The 20,924-nt window shown below is 67.4% G+C and carries 16 protein-coding genes and 1 other RNA gene; 12 read left to right on the plus strand and 5 right to left on the minus strand.

Annotation, left to right across the window (positions count from 1 at the left end; genetic code table 11):
* Window positions 1-214: 214 nt before the first annotated feature.
* Window positions 215-1,207 carry a hypothetical protein gene (locus ABN028_RS12080; protein ID WP_349696659.1) on the plus strand — a complete coding sequence of 331 codons (993 nt, stop codon included), beginning with the start codon at window positions 215-217 and terminating at the stop codon, window positions 1,205-1,207.
* Between the two features lie 59 nt (window positions 1,208-1,266).
* On the opposite strand, the gene ABN028_RS12085 is transcribed toward ABN028_RS12080, so the two are convergent.
* Complete coding sequence (locus ABN028_RS12085; protein ID WP_349696660.1) at window positions 1,267-2,250, minus strand: phosphatase PAP2 family protein; 984 nt, start codon at window positions 2,248-2,250, stop codon at window positions 1,267-1,269.
* A 154-nt stretch (window positions 2,251-2,404) separates the two neighbouring features.
* Here ABN028_RS12085 and ABN028_RS12090 point away from each other — a divergent pair, with 154 nt between their 5' ends.
* The gene (locus ABN028_RS12090) at window positions 2,405-3,025 is read left to right on the plus strand and encodes a cellulose binding domain-containing protein (RefSeq protein WP_349327154.1); all 621 of its coding nucleotides are present in this window, start codon (window positions 2,405-2,407) and stop codon (window positions 3,023-3,025) included.
* A gap of 185 nt (window positions 3,026-3,210) precedes the next feature.
* Here the strand turns inward: ABN028_RS12090 and ABN028_RS12095 are convergent, their stop codons facing one another.
* Window positions 3,211-5,622 (minus strand): beta-galactosidase, encoded by a 2,412-nt coding sequence (locus tag ABN028_RS12095; RefSeq protein WP_349696661.1) that lies wholly within the window; start codon window positions 5,620-5,622, stop codon window positions 3,211-3,213.
* Between the two features lie 132 nt (window positions 5,623-5,754).
* Here ABN028_RS12095 and ABN028_RS12100 point away from each other — a divergent pair, with 132 nt between their 5' ends.
* From ABN028_RS12100 to ABN028_RS12130, 7 genes are all read left to right on the plus strand, one after another.
* Window positions 5,755-6,822 carry a LacI family DNA-binding transcriptional regulator gene (locus tag ABN028_RS12100; RefSeq protein ID WP_349327158.1) on the plus strand — a complete coding sequence of 356 codons (1,068 nt, stop codon included), beginning with the start codon at window positions 5,755-5,757 and terminating at the stop codon, window positions 6,820-6,822.
* The gene (locus tag ABN028_RS12105) at window positions 6,819-8,504 is read left to right on the plus strand and encodes an ABC transporter substrate-binding protein (protein ID WP_349327159.1); all 1,686 of its coding nucleotides are present in this window, start codon (window positions 6,819-6,821) and stop codon (window positions 8,502-8,504) included. Before ABN028_RS12100 ends, ABN028_RS12105 begins: the two co-directional genes overlap by 4 nt.
* A gap of 217 nt (window positions 8,505-8,721) precedes the next feature.
* Window positions 8,722-9,717, plus strand: a complete 996-nt coding sequence (locus tag ABN028_RS12110; protein ID WP_349327160.1) for an ABC transporter permease — start codon at window positions 8,722-8,724, stop codon at window positions 9,715-9,717.
* A complete protein-coding gene (locus ABN028_RS12115; RefSeq protein WP_349327162.1) occupies window positions 9,714-10,646 on the plus strand; it encodes an ABC transporter permease in 933 nt (310 codons plus the stop codon). Before ABN028_RS12110 ends, ABN028_RS12115 begins: the two co-directional genes overlap by 4 nt.
* A gap of 5 nt (window positions 10,647-10,651) precedes the next feature.
* Complete coding sequence (locus tag ABN028_RS12120; RefSeq protein ID WP_349327163.1) at window positions 10,652-12,514, plus strand: ABC transporter ATP-binding protein; 1,863 nt, start codon at window positions 10,652-10,654, stop codon at window positions 12,512-12,514.
* 148 nt (window positions 12,515-12,662) lie between these two features.
* Window positions 12,663-13,036: a transfer-messenger RNA gene (gene ssrA / locus ABN028_RS12125) on the plus strand.
* A 780-nt stretch (window positions 13,037-13,816) separates the two neighbouring features.
* A complete protein-coding gene (locus ABN028_RS12130) occupies window positions 13,817-14,317 on the plus strand; it encodes a peptidoglycan-binding domain-containing protein (protein ID WP_349327166.1) in 501 nt (166 codons plus the stop codon).
* A 4-nt stretch (window positions 14,318-14,321) separates the two neighbouring features.
* Here ABN028_RS12130 and ABN028_RS12135 read toward each other — a convergent pair whose 3' ends face one another.
* Both ABN028_RS12135 and ABN028_RS12140 read right to left on the minus strand, forming a co-directional pair.
* Window positions 14,322-15,269, minus strand: a complete 948-nt coding sequence (locus ABN028_RS12135) for an anti-sigma factor RsbA family regulatory protein (protein WP_349327167.1) — start codon at window positions 15,267-15,269, stop codon at window positions 14,322-14,324.
* Entirely contained in the window at window positions 15,266-16,096 is an 831-nt protein-coding gene (locus tag ABN028_RS12140; protein WP_349696662.1) for an MEDS domain-containing protein, read from the minus strand. Before ABN028_RS12140 ends, ABN028_RS12135 begins: the two co-directional genes overlap by 4 nt.
* A 594-nt stretch (window positions 16,097-16,690) precedes the next feature.
* Between ABN028_RS12140 and ABN028_RS12145 the strand changes: the two genes are divergently transcribed.
* From ABN028_RS12145 to ABN028_RS12155, 3 genes are all read left to right on the plus strand, one after another.
* Window positions 16,691-17,278, plus strand: coding sequence for an HdeD family acid-resistance protein (locus tag ABN028_RS12145; protein WP_349696663.1), 588 nt, complete (start codon window positions 16,691-16,693; stop codon window positions 17,276-17,278).
* A gap of 43 nt (window positions 17,279-17,321) precedes the next feature.
* Window positions 17,322-17,840 carry a hypothetical protein gene (locus tag ABN028_RS12150; protein ID WP_349696664.1) on the plus strand — a complete coding sequence of 173 codons (519 nt, stop codon included), beginning with the start codon at window positions 17,322-17,324 and terminating at the stop codon, window positions 17,838-17,840.
* A 114-nt stretch (window positions 17,841-17,954) separates the two neighbouring features.
* On the plus strand, window positions 17,955-19,136 hold the full coding sequence (locus tag ABN028_RS12155; RefSeq protein ID WP_349696665.1) for an esterase-like activity of phytase family protein: 1,182 nt from the start codon (window positions 17,955-17,957) through the stop codon (window positions 19,134-19,136).
* Here the strand turns inward: ABN028_RS12155 and ABN028_RS12160 are convergent.
* Complete coding sequence (locus ABN028_RS12160; RefSeq protein WP_349696666.1) at window positions 19,108-20,901, minus strand: sulfatase; 1,794 nt, start codon at window positions 20,899-20,901, stop codon at window positions 19,108-19,110. The two genes, ABN028_RS12155 and ABN028_RS12160, sit on opposite strands and share 29 nt — an antisense overlap.
* Window positions 20,902-20,924: the final 23 nt, after the last annotated feature.

Raw genomic sequence — 20,924 nt, forward strand, 5'->3', positions numbered from 1 at the left:
GCTGGTAGCACGCCGCCAAGCGCTTTCGTCAAACCTCCTGGCGATGCGTGGCGCGTCCGCATGGCGAGACGCTGCGGCAGGCGTCAACCGCGCGAGAGCGTCGTGACAAAGGCCGCCATTGACAGCTCGCCCCCTCTGCCCGATTCTGCCGAGAAGATGGCGGAATAACCGACATGTCTGTCTGACGTCGTAATCGGTGGGTAGGTGAGCAGGCATGGGGTCGCAGGGAACCGAGGGACCTGAGGGTTCGGCCGTGGCGACGATGGTGTCCCATCTGGACCTCGCACCGGGGGTGCGTGTGCTCGAGGTGACGGCCGGCGCTACGCACCCGAGCGCGGAGCTGCACGACCATGTTCATCGCGGATCCGTCGACGTGATCCCGGTCGACCATCTCTCGGCCGGCCACCTGTCGCCGCCGGACCTGGGGCCGCCCGAGCGTGCCGGAGGCGGCTCTCCCACCGATCCAGCGTTGCCGGGCTGTACCGACTACGACCGCGTGCTGGTCAGTGTGCCGCTGGCGGTCGTTCCCTACGCACTGGTCGAGTCCGTCCGCAACGGTGGCACGCTGCTCGTGCCGTGGGCCAACCCGCTCGCCGGACCGAGCCTGGCCAGGCTCACGGTTGAGGACGAACGTGCGTACGGACGGTTCGTCACTCCACTTCCAGCCATGGGCGAGCAGGCGGACGCCCGCGCCGGTGACCGCGCGAGCGACCGCAGAGGTGCGCACTCGAGCGACCGCAGAGGTGCGCACTCGGGCGACCACAGAGGTGCGCACTCGGGCGACGCCACAGCCGGTGACACCAACGTGTTCGACATCCACGCCGACACGTTGCTTTCCGGCGCGCCCGCCTCCTGCGGACTCGACCCGGACGCCCTCTGGTCGGACCGCGATGCCCTGTTCGCGTTGGGAATGCAGCTTCCGGATCTCCGGTTCACCCAGGCCGAGTTCCCGGACGGATCCGGCCGGATCATGCGCTGGGTGTACGACCAGGAGGCGTGGGCCGGCGTCAGCGTCTCCGCCGATGGCCGTGACCCGCACTGGGAGCACTACGGCCTCTCCACGTTGTGGGGAATGGTCGAGAAGGCGTACCGCTGGTGGGTCGACAGCGACCGTCCGTCGCCCGACCAGTTCGGTATGACAGTCGCGTCGTACGGACAGTTCGGCTGGCTCCGCGACCGGTACTCCGGCCGGATGTGGCGGCTCTGAGGCGCTGCCGGGCCCTGAGACCCTGACGCTCCGGCGGCTTCGGCGGCTACGGCGGAGGATCAGTGCGGGCCTGTCGTGACGGCGTTTCGCCTCGACGGTCCGGGTGGCTGCGACGTGTCCCGGCTCGGCACCACACGGTGCACCGTCGCGAGCACCATCACCATCACCATGCACGCGGTGCCGGCGATCCCCGCGGCTGCTCCGGAGTACGCGGCGAAGAGGCGGCGCCAGCTCAGGTTCTCCGGAGCGGGGTGAGGGGTCTGATCGGTGATGCCGAGCGCGACCGCCGCGACCGTGAGCAGGGCCAGACCGGCGACGAACAGCAGGGTCAGCGCGTACGGATGAGCGCCGTCTGACCAGGACGTCCCTGATGCCGGCGAACAACGCCTTTCCCTGCCGGACGGCGGAGTCGAGCGCTCTGACTCGCGCTCGGTGACGACCAGGACGAAACCGGCAGCCGCGGACCACGCACCGACGACGAGGAAGGCGGCGACTGCGTCGCTCGGCCGGTGCCACCCCTCGGCGAGCGTGGCGATCCCGACGAGGGCGGCGTAGCAGGTGCCGGCGAGCGCCACTCCGCCACGGAGCCGCGGCGGTAGGACGAGCACCGCGGCGACGGCCATCGAGGCGGCGACCGTGGTGTGCCCACTGGGCAGGCTGTTGAGGTTGGTCTCGACCCCCTCGACGCCCAGGTCCGGTCGTTCGATGAGAGAGCGTTTCAGCAGCTGGGTGGTGAGGTTGGCGCCCACGATGAGCAGGGTGGCGACGACGGCGAGCCTGTACCGGCGTCGGGCGAGCGCGACGAACCCGATGGCGATGGTCGCGGCGATGACGGAGACCGCCGTGATGGTGTTGAGGGCTCTGGTGACCAACCCGTCGACCCTGGTCTGTCCGATGGATCTGCCCGACAGGGCCACCGCGTCGAGGGACTGACCGTCCGCGGTGCGTACGAACACCCACCAGATAACGGCAAGCGCCCCGACCTGGGCGAACGCCAACAAGACCAGCCAGACGGCAAGTGGCCAGCGGGTGCGGGACGGCATACCGCCACGCTAGACGAGCCTGCGCGCGAGAAGTGCCACCTTCGACGCCGTGGCACAATCGTCCGTGTTCGGCGCATGCGGGTCCGGCTGGGGGGTTTGGGCCCGGTCAACGTCTGGCGGAAACCGGCTCTGCCGGTCCAGGGGAGGGACCACCATGGAGCGCCGCAAGGTGCCCACGCTGTCGACGCAGGAGCGCACGATCGTTCTCGTGGGCGTGATCGCGGCCGCGATGGCCACGACGTTCGTTCTGGCCGCCGTCTTCGCCAGCAGCGGGTCGAGCACACAGGCACGTCTGGACGCCTCGGCGGCGACGCCCACCGTGTCGACCACACGGGCGACACCCGCCGCCGACTCCGCGCGTACTCCCAGGACCGCGAGGGCGAGGGCGACCTCACCCTCGCCCACCGTGTCGCGCCGGTCCACCGCGGCGGGTGTCGCACCGGTTCGCGGTCGTGACCGGCCCACCGTGACCTTCCGGCCGGCGAGCAGCTGGGACGACGGGTTCGTGGGCGTCGTCACGATCACCAACACGACCGCGGCACCGTTGACGTGGGAGCTCAGTTTCGAGCTCCACGATGCCGAGATCGACGACGTGTGGCAGGCCACCCTGGACCAGTCCGACTCCGGTGTCGTGGTCGCGCGGGGCCTCGACTACAACGCGGTCGTCGCGCCCGGCGAGCGCGTGGAGTTCGGCTTCCGCGCCGAGGGCACCGACCGTCCACGGGTCGGTGACTGCACCCTCAACGGCCAGTCCTGCCGCATCCGTCGCGGCTGAGGGGACGGGGCTGCTCGTCGCGTAAATGACCACGCTGAGTACGTCTTCAGCACCTGGAACAGGTGCCGACACCTGTCTGGATACCGCAGACCCACTCAGCGTGGTCATTTGCGCGGGACAGGCATGGGCAGCGTGGTCATTTGCGGCGGGACAGGCATGGGCAGCGTGGTCATTTGCGGCGGCCGTCAGGTCCAAGTCACGGTCACGCCGTCGCCAACCTCCCCGGACCTCGCGCGGACGAGCTGCAGACCGGCTTCCGTCCACACCTCGGCCGGCCCGTCGACGGCGAGCTTCCGGTCGGACTCGAACGCCGCGACAAGAGAGCCTTGACGCGGAGTGAACCGCACCGAATCCCCTTGCAGGGAAGCGATCTCACTCGTCGCGTAGGCGAGCCGCGCACCGTCGAACGCCAGGTCGACCGGCAGCATGAGGCCACGCCGTCCCGGCAGCGAAACCTGATGCCCGCCGAACAGCGGCCGGCCGTTCTCGGTCAGCCCGAAGACCGCGTCGTACCCCTCGAGGTTCAATGCGTGGACGAAGCGCTCGCCGGCGTCGTTCGCGGTCGAGGTGATGAGCAGGCTCGCCCGCTCGGCGTCGTGGCGCAGGGCTGGTGTGCAGCCCAACCGTTCGACGGCACTGCGGTAGAACCCGATGTCGCTACCGGGATAGCTGGTGGTGAGGACGACCGCCCGGCCGTTGCCGACGGGGATGTCGAAGCCGCATCCGTGGCCGGAGTCGTACTCGTACACCACGACGTCACCGCGCTCGGCGTCGAAGAGTTGCGCGTAGGAGACCGCCACCTCCGGGCGCGGTGCCGCCCACCCCCTGGCGCAGACCGAGAGGAAGTACGCATGGTCGCCCTGACGGAAACCCTGCGGGACAAGGCCGAGCGCGTCGCGCAGGACCGTGCACTCCCGACCTTCCATGTCGTACGACGGAACCTCGCCGACGAGCAGCAGCTTCCCGCCACCGGACAGGTAGGCCGCGAGCGACTCCTGCACCCGCCCGTCGAGATAGCGCGCGGCCGCGAGCACCAGAACGGGTACGGCCTCGGACCCGATTGGCGCGTTCTGCAGGTCGACCGCACCATGCCGGTAGCCGGCGAGCAGCAGCGCGCGCGCCATCAGCTGCCCCGGTCCGCCGAACCGGTACCGGGAGAGGTTGTCGACGATCTCCCGCATCGCCTTGCCCTGCGGGTAGACCGACTCGGTCATGAAGTAGTCGGGGATGAACCCCATCGCGAGGTCGTCGTGTTCCTCGTCCATCGTGGCGAGCTTCGCCGCGACCGCGCGCACCGCGTGCACGACCTCGGCCGTACGCGGATATGTCAACCCCAGTTGGCCTTCCGGCCCCACCGGCGCACCCACGCCGTGCCGTTCGCCGGTGAAGCTGATCCGGTCGTTGCCGTCACCGACCGGCATGTCGAGGCGTGGGTTGATGCCGCCTGCGAACAGGTAGTAGTTGATCAGCCGGTTGCCCTGGGCGACGCAGAGCCTGGTCTTGAGGTCGATCGTCGACGGGTCGTGCAGGTGGGTGAGGTCGCGACCGTAGTCACCGTCACCGGCTTCGAACTCGAGCGACGTGAGCGGCTGGTCGGAGTCCTGCACGGCGTCGCCGAACGCGTTGATCAGGTAGAGGTCCGCGGCGTTACGAGTCGTGAGGTCGCCGAGGTAGTGGTCGGAACCGGCCAACATGCCGGGTAGCCCGGAGTAGCTGTCCATCAGTTGGCTGATGCCGATCGGGTAGTCCCAGGCGCGTCCGTGTCCGGTGCCATGGATGTTGACGAAGAACGGGACGCCCGTGACGCCTTCGGCCTCGGCGTACTCCCGCAGCGTCGCGAAGTAGCGCGCGAACCGATCGCGCATGTAGGTGCCGAGATCGGCCATCAGGGCGGGTGCGTAGTCCTCGCGCGGCGACCTGATGCCTTCGGCGCGTGCCGCGGCGTCGGTGAGGTCGAAGGGGTAGCGCGCGGCGAGTGCGTCCGCGTCATACCGCTGGCCCAACCAGCGGGCGAGGTCGTCCAGCAGGTGGTCGGTGAGGTCGGGGGAGTTCGTCACCCATGACAACATCCCGACCTCGTTGTCGAGTTGGACGCCGATGATGGGCCCACCGTTCGTCACCAGGCGCGATGCCAGCACCGGCATGACCGCGGCGTACCACTTCCTGGCTTCGGCGAGGTACGCCGGCGCCAGGTAGTCCACGGTGCGGCTCGTCACCCGCGCCCCGTCCCAGGTCACCGGGTGGGTCTCGGGGTTCTCGGTGTAGAGCCGGAACGGCAGGCCCTCGTTCTTGAGCTCGGCCATCAGGAACGGTCCGGGACGGGCGAGGAAGTACAACCCGCGTTCGGCGCACATGTCGATGAACGCGCCGAGGTCGAGCTCTGGCCGGGTCCGGCCATCGAGGTCGAAGCTGCCGTCGGGCTTCTCGTGACAGAGCCAGGGAATGTACGACGCCGCGGTGTCGCAACCAGCCGCCACGAGCTTGTCGAGTCGGTCCGCCCAGTCCTCGCGGGCCAGGCGGAAGTAGTGCACCTCCCCACCGAGCAGGACGCGAGGTGAACCGTCGATCACGATGCGCTTGCGGCTGATCTCGATCACGAAACGCTCCTTCACAGCCTCTTGCGGGTGCATTGCTCGGTCGTTACGATCCTGAAAACTTTGCACTGCAAACGTTTACCGCAACACGTTACACGGCCGCCTGACCGGCTTGTGAACGTCGACAGGATGGCGATGGGCAGACGAGGTCCGACCTTGCAGGAGATCGCGGCGGATGCCGGGGTCTCGATCGCGACCGTGTCGCGGGTCGCGCGAGGAGTGGGCCAGGTGTCACCCGCCACCCGGCGCAAAGTGCAGGAGGCGATCGACAAGTACCACTTCCGGCCGAGCCACGCCGGACGCGCGCTCGTCGAACGTCGGCACTCTGCGCTCGGCATCGTCTTCCCCGGCTTGTCCGGGCCCTACTACTCCGATGTCATCAACGGCTTCGAGGAAGAGGCCATCAACGCCCGAGTGAGTGTCCTCATCATGGGCACACACTTCCTGCGGCAGTCCGTCGACATGGTCCTCGACATGGCCGACCGCGTGGACGGTCTCGCGGTCATGGGCGGAGTGATCCCGGAAAAGGCCGTCCGTCGCCTCACCGACCGCGGTGAACCCGTTGTCCTGTTGGCGAGCGGCCCGATGGTCGGCGTTGCGACCGTACGTACGGAGAACACCGCCGCAATGGCGCGGCTCACCACCCACCTGCTGGCCGACCACGGCTACGAGCAGCTGGTCTTCGTCGGCAATCCCGACGGGTCACCGGACGCCACTGCGAGGTGGCAGGGTTTCCTGCAGGCGCACAGGCGTACCGGGGCCGAACCCCCTGGTGAGCCGATCCGGACAGGACTCCAACAGTCACACGGGTTCATCGCTGTCAGCAGGTTGCTCGACGACGGCGAGCAACCACGCGCGATCGTCTGTGCGAACGACGAAACCGCCCTTGGTGCCGTCGTCGCCGTCATGGACCGCGGGCTGCGGGTGCCCGAGGACATCGCGGTCACCGGGTTCGACGACATCCCGATGGCTGGGCTCATGGCGTCCGGCCTCACCACCGTCCACCAACCCATGCGGGAGCTCGGCGCCGAGACGGCGCGACAACTCCTTCGCCATGTGGAGGGACAGATCGATGCGTCACTCGACCGCGTGCTCGAGACGCAGGTCGTGATCCGCGGCAGCTGCGGCTGCGGTGCGGACGAGAACGGGGATGCAAGGCTCCACGGGGGATCGTTAGCAAAGCGATCCAGGAGGACTACGTGAATAGACGAGCTCGGGCACGATGGACGGTCGCCGGCTTGCTGTCACTTGCGGTGACGGTGGCGGGCGCCGCGTGTGCTTCGCCAGGTAGTGAGCAGAAGCCGGAATCGGCCGCCAAAGGCATGATCCCCCAGCTCAGCCTTGGGAAGTTCAGCGAGCTGGAGACCCCGCAGCGCATCTTCAATCCGTACCTACCGACCACGAGCACCACCTCGTGGACCTTCGAGTCGTTGTTCGACATCAACGAGATCAGCTGTGACGCCAACCCCTTGCTGGGTACGTCGTACGAGTGGCAGGACCCGGCCACTCTCGTCGTCGAAACCCGGTCGGGAGTGAAGTGGTCCGATGGGCGGCCGTTCAGCGCCAAGGACGTCGCGTTCACGTTCAACATGCTCAAGGCCGCGCCGGCGTTCGACTTCCAAGGTCTCTGGCAGAAGCTCGAGAGCGTCACCGCGGACAGCGACAGCCAGGTGACGTTCTCCTTCAAGGATGCCGCGGTACCGACGTTCAACCAGATTGCCGAAGGCGTGCCGATCGTTCCTGAGCACATCTGGGCGAAGCAGGACGACGTGGAGAAGTTCACCAACCCGGATGCCGTCGGGACTGGTGCGTTCAAGGTCAAGAGCATCAACCCACAGCAGCTCATCCTCGAACGCAACCCGGACTACTGGCAGGCAGACAAGATCAAGGTCCAGCAGCTGAAGTTCACCAAGCCGACCGGTAGTGCCGAGGTCGAGAAGCTCCAGCTCAGCCGGGGAGAGTTCGACTGGGCGGCGATGTTCGTGCCGGACATCGAGAAGACCTATGTCGCGAAGGATCCCGAGCACAACAAGTACTGGTTCGCCTCGGGCGGCAACATCAGCCTCTACATGAACCTCACCAAGAAGCCGTTCGACGACGTTGAGTTCCGTCGCGCGCTGACCTACGCGATCGACAAGGACGAGATCAAGGAGAAGCCGCAGTTCGGCTATGTCGAGACCGCGAGCCAGACCGGTCTGACTTACTCCCTGCACGACGAGTGGATGGCGCCGGGCATCGAGGACGAGGGCTACGTGCCCTTCGATCCCGAAGAGGCCAAGCGGATTCTCGCCGAAGCGGGATACGAGGCCGGCCCTGGCGGCAAGTTGCTCGGCAAGGACGGCAAGCCGCTGCCCTCCTTCACGTTCAAGGTGCAGGCCGGCTGGGTCGACTGGATCCAGGCGGCGCAGATCATCGAGAAGAACCTCAAGGCCATCGGCATCACCATGAGGGTGCAGAACTCCAACCCGGACGTGGTGGGCGAAGATGTCGCCTCCGGCAACTTCGACATGGCGTTCGGCGTGTTCGGCGGCGACTGCAACCTCTACAGCGCCTACCACGACCCGTTCGCCAGTAGTCAGACCGCGCCCATCGGAAAGCCCGCGCCCACCAACATGATCCGGTGGAAGGACGCCGAAACCGACGAGCTCCTCGACCAGCTCGTCAAGGCAGAAGACGAGGCCGCACAGAAGGAGATCGTGCACGGGCTCCAGCAGATGATGGTGGAGAAGGTGCCGACCATCCCGCTCTGGTACGGCGCCAAGTGGTTCGAATACCGCACGGAAAATGCCGTGGGGTGGCCCAGTGAGGAGGATCCGTACGCCGGGTCGGGTGACTCCCTCGAGATCATGACTCGCCTGCGGCCCCCGGGCGACAGCGGTAGCTGAGGATCCTGGACATGAGGCCGGGCGGAATCCGGCCGGCCTCATGTCGGTCGCCCAGGCACTTGGCCGCTGCACAGGCGGACCCGAGGTTGTGCTCATAGCGTTGGGCACAGCCCGGGCCCGCCGCCTGCCTGCCGTGCTCTCTGGACAACACGCGAGTCCCGCGACAGGGCGGCCAAGGGAGTGCGACCTAGAGAGTGCGAGCTAAGAGAGGGAGCGCATGCGCTATTTCTTGAGCCGATTGGGCTTCTTCGTCCTGACGTTGTGGGCGGCCGTGACGCTGAATTTCATCATCCCTCGCCTGCAGCCCGGTGACCCCGCGAAGAACATGGTCCAGCGGCTCACCGGTCAGACCGAGGCGGTCGATCCCGCCGCCGTGAAGGCGGTCCAGATCATGCTCGGACTGCCGACCGGCTCCCTTTTCGAGCAGTACGTCGAGTACCTCAAAGCCCTTGTTCATCTGGACTTCGGGGTCTCCTACACCTACTTTCCGTACAGCGTGACGCACGTCATCGTCCAGGCGCTGCCCTGGACGATCGTGCTGGTGGGCGTCACCCACGTGCTGGGATTCATCATCGGCACGTTTCTCGGTGCGGCGGCAGCATGGAGGCGCAACACCAAGTTCGACGCCGTGGTCAGCCTGGGCTCGACCTTTCTGGGAACCATTCCGTTCTTCTGGACAGCGCTGATCCTCATCTATGTGTTCGCATTCTCCGTGCAATGGTTCCCGCCCGCCGGGGGCTACAGCGGAGCGATCGAGCCTTCGCTGTCGTGGCCCTTCCTGTATGACGCCCTCTATCACAGCCTGCTGCCCGGACTCGCGTTGCTCCTCACGGCGCCGATCGGCTGGATCCTGCAGATGCGGAACAACATGGTGCACACGCTCGGGGAGGACTACACGCGGTTGGCCCAGGCAAAAGGGCTCCGGCCGCGTCGGGTGATGCTGACCTACAGCGCCAGACTTGCGATTCTGCCCAATGTCACGGGCTTCGCCCTGGGCCTCGGCGCGATTCTCGGCGGCACGCTCATGGTCGAGATGATCTTCGGATATCCCGGCATGGGGCAGCTCTTCTTCACTGCGATCACCAACCGCGACTATCCGCTGATGCAGACCATCTTCCTCTTCACCACGATCGGTGTGCTGCTCGCCAACCTCTTCGCGGACATCCTGTACGGCATCCTCGACCCGCGGGTACGACGGGAGGCACAGGCATGACCACCCCTTTCGGCCAGGTGCAGACGGCTGAGGAGTCCAGCGCCGAGATCGCCCGCGAAGCCGCCGTGGTTCGCGCGTCACGGATGCCTCGGTGGCTCACCATCTTGTGGGCCAACAAGAAGAGTCGGCTCGGCCTCATCGTGTTGGGCATGTTCGTGCTCGTGGCCCTCCTGGCGCCGCTGGTGGCGCCCCACGATCCGCGGGTGAGCGACTTCGCGGGGACCCTTCCGCCCAGCGCGACGCACCCGCTGGGTACGACGGCCAACGGGAACGACATCCTCTCGCAGTTGGTCTACGGTGCTCGCACGTCGATCGTCGTCGGACTCGTTGCCGGCCTTCTGGTCACCCTCATCGCCTTGCTGATCGGACTGACCGCCGGCTATCTGCAAGGCGTTGTCGATGAGGTCCTGTCCTTCCTCATCAACCTTGCGCTGGTCGTGCCCGTGTTGCCCCTGATGGTCACGTTGGCGGCGTACTCACCAGAAGGCGTACGCGGACTCTGGCTGATCATCTTCGTGATCTCGGTGACCGGCTGGGCATGGGGAGCACGGATCAAGCGGGCACAGATTCTCACCCTTCGGGCACGTGACTACATCACAGCGGCAAAGTTCGCCGGCGAGGGCATGGGTCGGATCGTCTTCGCCGAGATCATGCCGAACATGATGTCGCTCGTGGTGGCGGGATTTCTCGGTGCGGCCGGTGGTGCGATCGGGGCCGAAGCGGGCCTTGCGTTCCTCGGCCTCGGCGATCCGACCACGGTCAGCTGGGGAACCATGCTCTTCTGGGCGAACAACTCCGGAGCCATGTCGACCGGACAGTGGATCTGGTTGGGAGCTCCCGGGCTGGCGATCGCATTCCTGTTGACGTCGTTGACGCTCGTCAACTTCGGTGTGGACGCCCTGAGTAACCCACACTTGCGGGAAGGGTGACACTGGTGACGACAGTCCAGTCGAGGCCGAGCACGTCGAGTCTCATCGACATCCGCGAGCTGTCGGTGTCCTATGGCGCCACTCGAGCGGTGCGGGAGGTCTCGTTCCAGATCGGCGATGGCGAGTTCGTCGGTCTGCTCGGGGAGTCGGGAAGCGGCAAGACCACACTCGGCAACGCAATCCTGCGGCTGCTTCCGGCGCCTGGCAAGATCAGTGGCGGCACTATCAGCTTCCTGGGAAACGACATCACCACCGCTTCGCAGGAGGCGTTGCGAAGGCTGCGGTGGCGCGAGATGTCGACCGTGTTCCAGAGCAGCATGAACTCTCTCAACCCGGTGTTGACCATCGAGACGCAGTTCCGCGACGTCATCGAGGAACACACGTCGACCCGCGGGTCGGACGTTCGGCGACGGGTCGCCGAACTGCTCGAGACCGTGATGATCGACCCGTCGTACATGCGGTTCTATCCGCACGAGCTCTCCGGTGGGATGAAGCAGCGGGTCGCGCTCGCGTTGGCCCTCGCGCTGGAACCGCGGTTCGTCCTGCTCGACGAGCCCACCACGGGCCTCGACGTGATCGTGCAACGATCGATCCTGGACAACGTACGAGCCCTGCAACGCAAGCATGGCTTCGCGGTCCTGCTCATCAGCCACGACCTGGGCACGGTGATGGAGGTCTCCGACCGGGTGATGGTGATGTACGCCGGGAAGATCGTCGAGGACCAGGCCTCGGCGACGATGCTGACCGAGCCGATGCATCCGTACACCCGCGGATTGTTGGGCGCCTACGCCGATCCGCGGTCGGAGACGGTGGAGATCGCCTACATCCCGGGACGGCCGCCGGACCTGTCGCTGCCCGGAAGCGGTTGTCTCTTCGCGCCTCGCTGTCAAGAAGCGATTGACAGGTGCAGCGTCGACGAGCCGGCGCTGCTGGCGATGGGGCCGGGCGAGGCGGCATGCCATGTCGCCGAGGCGGGTTACGCCGGGGGAGACGGGCTGCGTGAGAACGCGCTTCGGGCGGGAGAGATCTTCACCAAGTCAGTCAACCGCGAGGCCCGGATCGACCAGCGTACGCCGATTCTGGAAGTCGACGGGGTGCACAAGCAGTACCGCACCCGGCGTGGGTTCAAGGTCACCACGACCGACGCCTTGATCGACGTGTCGCTCACCCTGCGGGCGGGAACCGTGACGGCGTTGGTCGGCCAGAGCGGTAGCGGAAAGACGACGCTGGCGCGGATGGTCACCGGTGTCGAACGCCCGACGACTGGCACGGTGAGCTTCGGCGACCTGCGGGTCGACCGGCTTCGCGGCCGCGGTCTCCGGGCGTACCGCAAACACATCCAGCTCGTCTTCCAGGATCCGTTCGCCGCCCTGAACCCGACCCACACCGTCGGGTACACCCTGAGTCGCCCGTTGGCGAACTACCGCGACGTCCGACGCCGCGATCTGACGGGCCGGGTCGCGGACCTACTGGAGTCCGTCGGGCTCTCGCCGGCCTCGATGTACGTCGACAAGTACCCGCACCAGCTGTCCGGCGGGCAGCAACAGCGGGTCGTGGTGGCGCGGGCGCTCGCGCCGGATCCGGAGATCATCGTCGCCGACGAGCCGATCTCGATGCTCGACGTGTCGATCCGGGCGGAGATTCTGGAGCTTCTCGACGGGCTCGTCCGCGAACGCGGCATCGCGATGCTCTACATCACCCACGACCTTCTCAGTGCGCGGGTGCTTGCGGACGAGGTGTTCGTACTCCACCAGGGCAAGCTGGTCGAAACCGGACCCACACTGCAGGTGATCCGCGAAGCACGTGACGACTACACCCGCAAACTGCTCGACGCCATCCCGAACCCGTTCGCGGGCCAGCGTTCCTGAGGGGAGCGCCGCGACGGCTCCGGTCCGTGATCGGCAGGGGCCGGACGATCACGCGGCGGGAATGCGGGTGATCCTCGGGCGCGTTGACGGTATGGTGGGCCTCGTCGGGACGGTTCGTCCGTCCTTGGCGGGTTTGACAACTCAACAGGGGGGTGAATGGTTTCGACTTCGCTCGATCGCTTCAGGAGAAGCGGGCCGAGGACCCAGGGTCATCTCGTTAACGATCCTTGGAAACCAATAACTGCCGATTCCAAGCGCAGTGACTTCGCCCTCGCCGCTTAAGGCGAGCTAACGCGAAGGGTCAGCCCGGGGACGCCTCCGACCCGGATCCTGGCCTCATGAAGGAGGCTCACCCGCACGGACCGGCCGCGGGGCCGTGCGGGGACATTCACTGCGGCTGGGCCTGTCGGCGACTTGCCTGCGAGAGCGCCGGGGCCGAGTAACACGACTATGCAGGCTGCGCCCGGAGAAGTCCTGAAACATCGACGAAGGACGCGGGTTCGAATCCCGCCACCTCCACCGTGTGAAAGCCGCGGCCGGCATCTGCCGGCCGCGGCTTTCGCGTGTGCGCCGCTGCTTGGCTGAGCGACGACCGTCAGCTGGCGCAGATCGTGACCGCCGTGAGGTCGTTCTCCTACAGTGACTCGACGTTCTTCGCGGTGATCCTCGTAGACGAGGGGGCCGTACGACCTGGGTCTGCGACCAACTGCGCCAACATCGCTTCGGAGATGACGGTGTGGCCCGTCTCGTCCGACGCTGCGGAACGCCGGCCGCACGCCGTCGGTGGTGTCGTCGACGCCGGTGACGGTCACGGACCTGCCCGTCGGTGTCAGGTGCCAGTTGGTCGAGGGCGACGTCCTTGGCGACGACGTGCTGGTAACCAGGCAGGTTGCGGCCGCAGACCGCGTAGGCCTCCACGGACCAGTCGAAAGGAGCGATCGCTTCGTTGTCGTCGACATTCCGGCGTTTCGCCGAGGCGACGAAGGCGTCCACTCCGCGTGCGCTGGTGGTCGGACGGAGCGAGTCGAGCCTGTCCAGTGTCGGGCATCGGCTCGGCCGGGACCGGCGTCTTGGGATCACCCTCGCCCGGCCAGTCCGGCCGCGATGCCGAGCAGGGCCAGCCGGGTGACGCTTCGTGCCTTCATGATCTGCTCCCACTCGCTCGAGGCCTGGGTGATGTTCCCGGTACGCCAGAAGTCGTCGAGGGGTTCTCAATCGGGTCGGATCCGCGGGTCGGGCGTAACCGAAACAAGATCAGCCGGACCTGTGGGTGAAACGGTCGTGCACTTTGGCGGGGGGATTATGAGCAATGTCCTGGTCGCGGTCGCCGTGAGCGTCCTCGTCATACTCGGCGGCTGTTCCGATCGTCAGGACAGGGCGCCGAGCGCGCTTCCTGCTGCGGACCGCACGGCGTCCCCCTCGACGACATCCCCGCTCGCCACAGCCACGCCCGGCCCGCCTTCGCAGGTCCCCCGGACAGGGCCGCCGTCGGCCCGCGGGACGGCGACGCCGCAGTCCGAACCCGCGCCTCCACGTGCCACTCCGCGGGAGGCCGATCCCAAGCTAGGTATCGGATCCCTCCGGCGTGGTTCGCAGGGCGAGGCGGTCAAAGAGTTGCAACGTGACCTGAACGCCGTCATGGGATGCGGATGGCTGGCCGTCGACGGCGACTTCGGTCCGCTGACCGAGTCAGCCGTACGGGTCTTCCAACAGATATTCGGGCTTGTCGTCGACGGCGTCTACGGCCCGCAGTCGGCCGCGATGATGACGTTGCTGAGAGGCGACGGGCCAGGTTGCCCATAGCCCGTCATCGTCCGGTGGTCAAACGTACGCAGAACCCTTCGGAGGTACGGGCCGCGTCCACGTGGTCGGAGAGTCGCCGGGCGAGCCAGAGTCCCTGGCCTGGCTCGGCGGCGTCGGAGGAACCGGGCAGGTATCCGGCGAGGGGGTCGTTGAATCCGGTGCCGTGGTCGGTGACGGTGCACAGGAGCCGTTCCGGCGAGGTCCACAGCCGGACCGACACCGGCCTGCGCCCGTGGCGGACGGCATTGGTCGCGACCTCGTTGATGGCGTAGACGAACTCCGCCACGGAGCTCTTCGGTACGGCCGAACCGGCCAGGCAGGCGCGATGGATCCTCCGCCGCGCGTCCGCGAGGTTGGTGAGGTCGGGGATGTGCACGTCCGGTGGAGCGGATGCCAGGGGATCGGGTCCGGGTGGGGGCATGCTGCGCAGGAAGTCGGTGGGATCCACGTACTGCGGGTTCGCGATCCGCTCCTTCGTCGTCATGAGGTGCGGGTGGGTGCGTTCGCCGGCATGCACGATCTCCTCGGGGAGTACGCGAGTGTCGTACATGCAGACGCCCCACAAGGGATACCGTGCCAACGCCTGGTTGATGACCGACTCGAAGCGCGCCCATTCCGCCCACTGCGCGGGCGTGGGACCGAAGTCGACCTCCCCGACTCCACGCACCTGGCTGATGCCGGCGTCAACCTCGGCTTGCAGGGTCTCCTGGTACCACGCGATCGTGCCGGCGGGTCGGCCGCTGGAACCGGGCCGGGGGAAGCACACGACGCGCGGATCGTCGTCGAGCGCGGTGGTGAGCAACCGGTTGATGTGGTCGCGACATTCCACCAGGACGGTCTCGTCCCGGGCGAGACCTTCTGAAAGGAACGGAACCGCAGCGGTGAGCAACTCGTCGTCAGAGGCGTAGAACAGAGCGTCGTGTACGTAGTTGGACGGCTTGGGCTTGGTCACAGTGCCGCCTCCCCCGCCAGTTCGACGCGGACGCGCCGGTCGACTCCGAGGGCGCGGATGAACCACTCGATGTCGGTAGGTGGCGCGACGAGCAGCACCCTGCCCCCGCAGGCGCGGAAGCCCTGCGTGCCTTCGACGAGGGCGCGAGCGGCGACAACGCTGAGGAAGGTGACCCGACTCAGGTCGAGCCTGAGCACACCGGGCGAACCCGTCCCGGCCGCGCGAAGGACCGCGGCGAGCAGGTCGGAGGTCGAGGCATCGAGTTCGCCGGCGAGGACCAGGTGGTCGGACTGGCCACCGGTGTGCAACTGGGACGCGCGGACGCCTCTCACATGGGTGGATGCCACCTCATGGAGACGGTCGTCGGTCAGCATCGCCCGGTCGTACTGGCACAGTGCCGAAACCGGGTGGGTCCGGCACATTTCCTCCATGGCGGATTCCAGCTCGTGGTGCCTCGCCTTGGGAAGAATCGACAGTGCGGCGTTGGCCTCAGCTGACAGCCGTACCGCCCGATAACCCTCGGCAAGTGCCATTTCGACGAGCGGTAGCTGGCCATCGGGTGAATAGAATTCGTGAAGTGGCAGCAATTCGAATTGCTTGCGTCGGAGAGCGCCGTTGATGTTGATGTTCTGGTTCGCCAGCAGCGTCAGAATTGAGCGGGCCGGCGGCTCGTCCTCGAGTTGGGTATAAATGATCTTCTCGTCGCGCTTCAGGCCATGCCGTACCCACGCGGCGAGTTCGAGATGCCGCTCCGGCTCCGTCTGGTGCAGCAGCAGAAGGTGGCCGTCCCAGCCGAGAGCGCTTTGGAGTTCCTCGCTAAACACCACAGTTTTTACCCGTTTCGTGGCGTGACGCGGAGCCTGTGCCTCACGCTGTCACCAGCATACGACGCTCACCTGAGCGTGACAGTGACTGCCAGGCCCAGCCGATGGTTCATCGCCTTCGTGCCTGCCGTTACCTCTTCGAATCGTCAGCGGACTCACCCCTGGTGGATGACATTTTCGCTCCGGAATATCGCCAACCTGAGGGCGCCGATCCGTGAAAATGGATGAGGTTCTTGTCAGATCGACAACGGAGATCTCGTCGTACGCACGCATTCAGTCCGGTCGTACGACCTGAGGGGACGCCCGCAAGGCGACCCGCACCAAAAGGGGGCGAAAGCGATGCCGTCTGATCCAGTCTCGGGTGGCTCGACCGGATCGGGACGCCCGTCCGAACCGTCCCGGCCCGGCTCGGACGAAGCGCCGCACGGCACCCGCCGTGACATTCCGGAACAGACATCTCCGCAGCAGTCGTCCGGAAGTGAACGACGCGCTGCCGAAGGGGCCATTCCCACTCAGGACGAACGCGGACGGGAACAGCCGAGGGCGCGGGACCACAACCGCCGTCCGCCGACGACCCGCCGCGGCCCGAGTCGCGGCATGGCGACCGTGCTGTTGGCGATGGGCGACAGTTGGGGTTCGGTCATGTTCCTCGGCGTCGCGAGCATCGTGCTGGGCGTGCTCGTGATGGTCTGGCCGGGGGCGACGCTCGGCGTGGTCGCCATCCTGGTGGCCCTGCAGATCCTGCTGTTCGGCGTGTACTGCGTGGCGCACGCCATCACCGCGGAAGACGGTGAGGGGGGCGGACGCGTCCTGGCCGCTGTGATGGGTGTGGTGGCCCTCATCGTCGGCGTGCTCGCCCTGCGCGACCTGACCCACACGGTCGTGGCGCTGGCGACTCTCCTCGGGTTGTTCTGGATCGCCGTCGGCGTCATCACCGTCATGTTGGCGTTCTTCGGACGGGCCCGACCAGGGCGTGGCCTCACGGTCCTCTCCGGGTTCCTCGCGATCGCGGCCGGGATCGTCGTCCTCGTCTACCCGAGCCCGTCGTTGGTCGTCCTGACGGTGATCTTCGGCTGCTGGCTGGTGGTGTTCGGTGTGCTCACCGCGGGTGTCGCGTGGCAGATGCGGCGCGTAGGGAGAGGCGACGGCCGGACCCCGAACCAGCACGCGGTGGCTACCGGCTGACGTGGCCGGTTCCGTCCGTACAGGTTCTGCCCGGACCGGTCGCGTGCGGAAGGAGACCGACTACGCCGGTGCCGTCTACGGATCGCTTCTCGCCGCCGCGGTGGTGGTGGGCGCGGGCGCCGACGGCACCCCGCTCGCGCCGACGGATCTGGCGATCGCCCTGGTCGGGACCGGCGTGGTGTTCTGGGCCGCCCACGTCTACGCACGCGTGGTCGGGGAGCGGCCACGCCCGGGTTCACCAGGAGCCGGTTCGCGGAGTGACTCGCGAACTGAAGCTGTCAGTCTGACCGCGCAGCGAGTGGGTGACGTCGCCCGCAGGGAGTGGCCGATGGTCGAGGCTGCTCTGCCGCCGGCGGCGGTGGCGCTGATCGGCGGTTTCGCCGGCTTCCCGGCCGGGGCGGTGACGTGGGCGGCGCTCGGGATCGCCGTGGCTGGCCAGGTCGGGTGGGCGATGGTCGCGGCGGCGGCCGCGGGAGTACGCAGGCGGGGGGTCGCCGCCTCCGGTGTGGGCAACCTGGTGCTCGGCCTGCTGATCGTCCTGCTGGAGGTGGGCCTGCACTGAGACCTCGTGAGCGCAGCGCCCAAGCGCCGCGAGAGTGTCCGGAGGATGAATGCTGTGACACGTTCGGGCTCGGGTGATGGCCACCTGTCGGCGGGCTCCGGTTGGATGGGAGCCATGAGACTTCGCGTGCCCTTTGCCGTACGAAGACTGGTCGTGGCCGTCGCTGTTGTCGCCGTGACGGCGGTCGTGGCAGCCGTGTCCGCGACCGCGGCTCCGGCGGAGTCCCCGGAACGCCCGGACCGGCCTGCCGTCCGCGTCCTCGGCGAGGAGACGATCCCGAAGGGCCTCGCCGTCGACGGGATGCCGATCGGCGAGTTGTCCGGGATCGACTACGACGCCCGCAACGGCCTGTGGTACCTCATCTCGGACGACTCCGAGGAAGCACCGGCACGCTTCTACACCGCCGACCTCGACCTCGATGCCCACGGCCTGTCACGGGTGCGCTTCATCGGCGCCACCCGGATCCTGCGCACGGACGGCACGCCGTTCCCGCCGCTCGCGAGCGACGACTCCGAAGTGGCCGATCCCGAGGCGATCCGGCTCGACCCCCGCAGCCGCACGCTCTACTGGTCGAGCGAGGGCAAGCGGGACGTTCCCACCGACGGCTCACCGGCGGCGCTGGTCGATCCGTGGGTACGCCAGATGACACTCGGCGGGCGGCACATTCGTGAGTTCCGTCAGCCCTCGCAGTTCACGATGAGCGCAGGGGAGCAGGGCCCTCGACGCAACGCCGTCTTCGAAGGGCTCACGCTGACCGCCGACCGCCGGGAGCTCGTGGCTTCCCTCGAGGGGCCGCTGTACGACGACGGCCCGCTGCCGACGCCGACGACCGGTGCGGTGAGCCGGTTGACGTGGTACGACAAGCGGAGCGGCGCGCCCGTGCGGCAGTTCGCCTACGACATCGATCCGATCCCCGCGGTGCCGGACCCGCCGACGGCCGGAGCGGACAACGGCGTCGTCGAACTGCTCCCGATAGACCAGCACCGGCTGCTCGTGCTGGAGCGGGCGTTCATCTCCGGTGTCGGCAACAGCATCCGGCTCTACGCGATCGACGTGCGGGGCGCGACCAACACCCTCGACGACACCAGCCTCGCCGACGGTGACTACCGACCGGTCCGCAAGCGGCTGGTGGTCGATCTCGCCGACCTGGACCTGTCCCACATCGACAACGTCGAGGGCATGGCGTGGGGCCCGCGCCTCCCGACCGGCGAACGCACCCTGGTCCTCGTGTCCGACGACAACTTCAACGCCCCACAGGTGAGCCAGGTCATCGCTCTGGCTCTGCGCGTGCGCTGACCGACGCCAGTCCGGTGGCGAGCGTACGCAGGCGCACGCCGTCGAGGACGCCTGGTGCCATGGCGGCGACCTCCCGAAGGGACAGGTGGGCGAGCGTGGCCAGCCGGGGGTTGTCGAGCAGGCCGGGAACGGCGGCACGCATCGCGGTGACCGCATCGGAATCGGCCAGGAGATCCGACACCGGCGTGTGCAGGTCGTAGCGCCCGACCGGCAGGTCGTCGAGGTCAGGGAGGGGCGCGCGCACCTGAGTCACCCGTTCGTACTGCTGCCGCAGCAGCAGGTGCTCGGGACCGACGTCGCCAGTCACGGGCAGGCCGAGCCGCTCGAACTGGTCGGCCGGTGCGTCGTTGGCCCGCATCAGCGCGACCATGAGCCCGGCCATCCGCAGCTCGACGGCGTCGTCGACCAACGGGTGATCCTGGTGTGGGTCGGTCTCGAGGTCGAACAGCATCGACCCGTGTGCGAACGTGTTGACCTGCGGCCGTCCGGCGACCCGCATCAGCCGACAGCCCTTGGTGAAGTCGAACGGCTCGGCGAGCTCGATGTCGCGCAGCTCCTCGGGGGAGAACCGACTCCGCATGTGGGTGGGCATCAGCGTGTGCTCGTAGAGGGGACCGTTCGTCTCGTCGACGCAGGCGCGCATGTAGACGTGGCGGCCGTCGGTGACGTTGACGTGACCGCCGAAGCTGCCGAAGAGCCCCGCCTCGCGCACCGGGGCGTCGGTGGCGATCGTGTCGCGCAGGGGAATGCCCTGCATGTCAGGCGGGCGTACGACGTCGAAGTAGTCCAGCAGGGTCGGCGCGAGGTCGATCGTCTGCACCAGGCTGCGCCTGCTCTCACCCGCGTGGCCGACCCGGGGATCCCAGACGAACAAGGGGTTGTGGATGTTCTCGTCGTACCACGGTTGGACGTTCTTGGCCCACCAGCCGTGCTCACCGAGCAGGAAACCGTGGTCGGTGCAGACGATCAGCATGGTGTCGTCCCACAGCTCGAGCGCGTCCATCTGGTCGAGCAGCCGGCCGAGGGAGTGGTCGCACATGCTCAGCAGGCTGGCGTACTCGTACCGCACGTGGTCGACGACCTCTGGCCGTTCGGTGACCCGCTTGTAGTCGGGCCAGTCGTGGTGCGGGCCGGCGTAGTCGTGCGGGTAGAGATCCTTGTACTGCTTGTACGTGAAGAACGGCTCGTGCGGGTCGAAGGTCTCCAGGTGCAGGAACCAGTTGTCGTGGCCCGCGTTCGTCCGCAGGAACTCGACCCCCGCATCGAAGGTCCGCGTCTGCGGATGGTCCTCCTCGGTCTGCAGGTAGCCACGGTTGATCCAGTCTTGCCGCCAGGTCTCGCCGCGGGCAAGTTTCACGGCGTCGGGGATGTCCGGGTCGCCGACGTGGCCCTTCCAGGCGTCGCCCTCCTGGCCGCGGAAGAACTCCCAGGAGTTGTAGCGTCCGTGGTAGGTCGCGCCGCCGTCCTCCCAGTAGTGCTGGTGGTCGGTGGCGAGGTGGGTGTAGATCCCCTTGCCACGAAGGAGTTCCGGCATCGAGTCGTCGAAGGGTTCCAGCGGGCCCCAGCCGCGGTGCAGGAAGTTGTAGCGCCCGGTGTGCAGCTCCCGGCGGGCGGGTACGCACGGCATGCTCCCGCCGTAGCAGTTGTCGAACCGCACCGAACGCTGCGCCAGCCGGGCGAAGTTGGGTGCGTGCACCCAGTCGTTGCCGTAGGGCGGGAGATAGCGCCGGTTCAGCGTGTCGAACAACACCAGTATCGCTTTCATGGGATCGCCTTCATCGGTAGTCC

Source organism: Actinopolymorpha sp. B17G11 (genome assembly GCF_040196095.1).
Taxonomy (GTDB): domain Bacteria; phylum Actinomycetota; class Actinomycetes; order Propionibacteriales; family Actinopolymorphaceae; genus Thermasporomyces.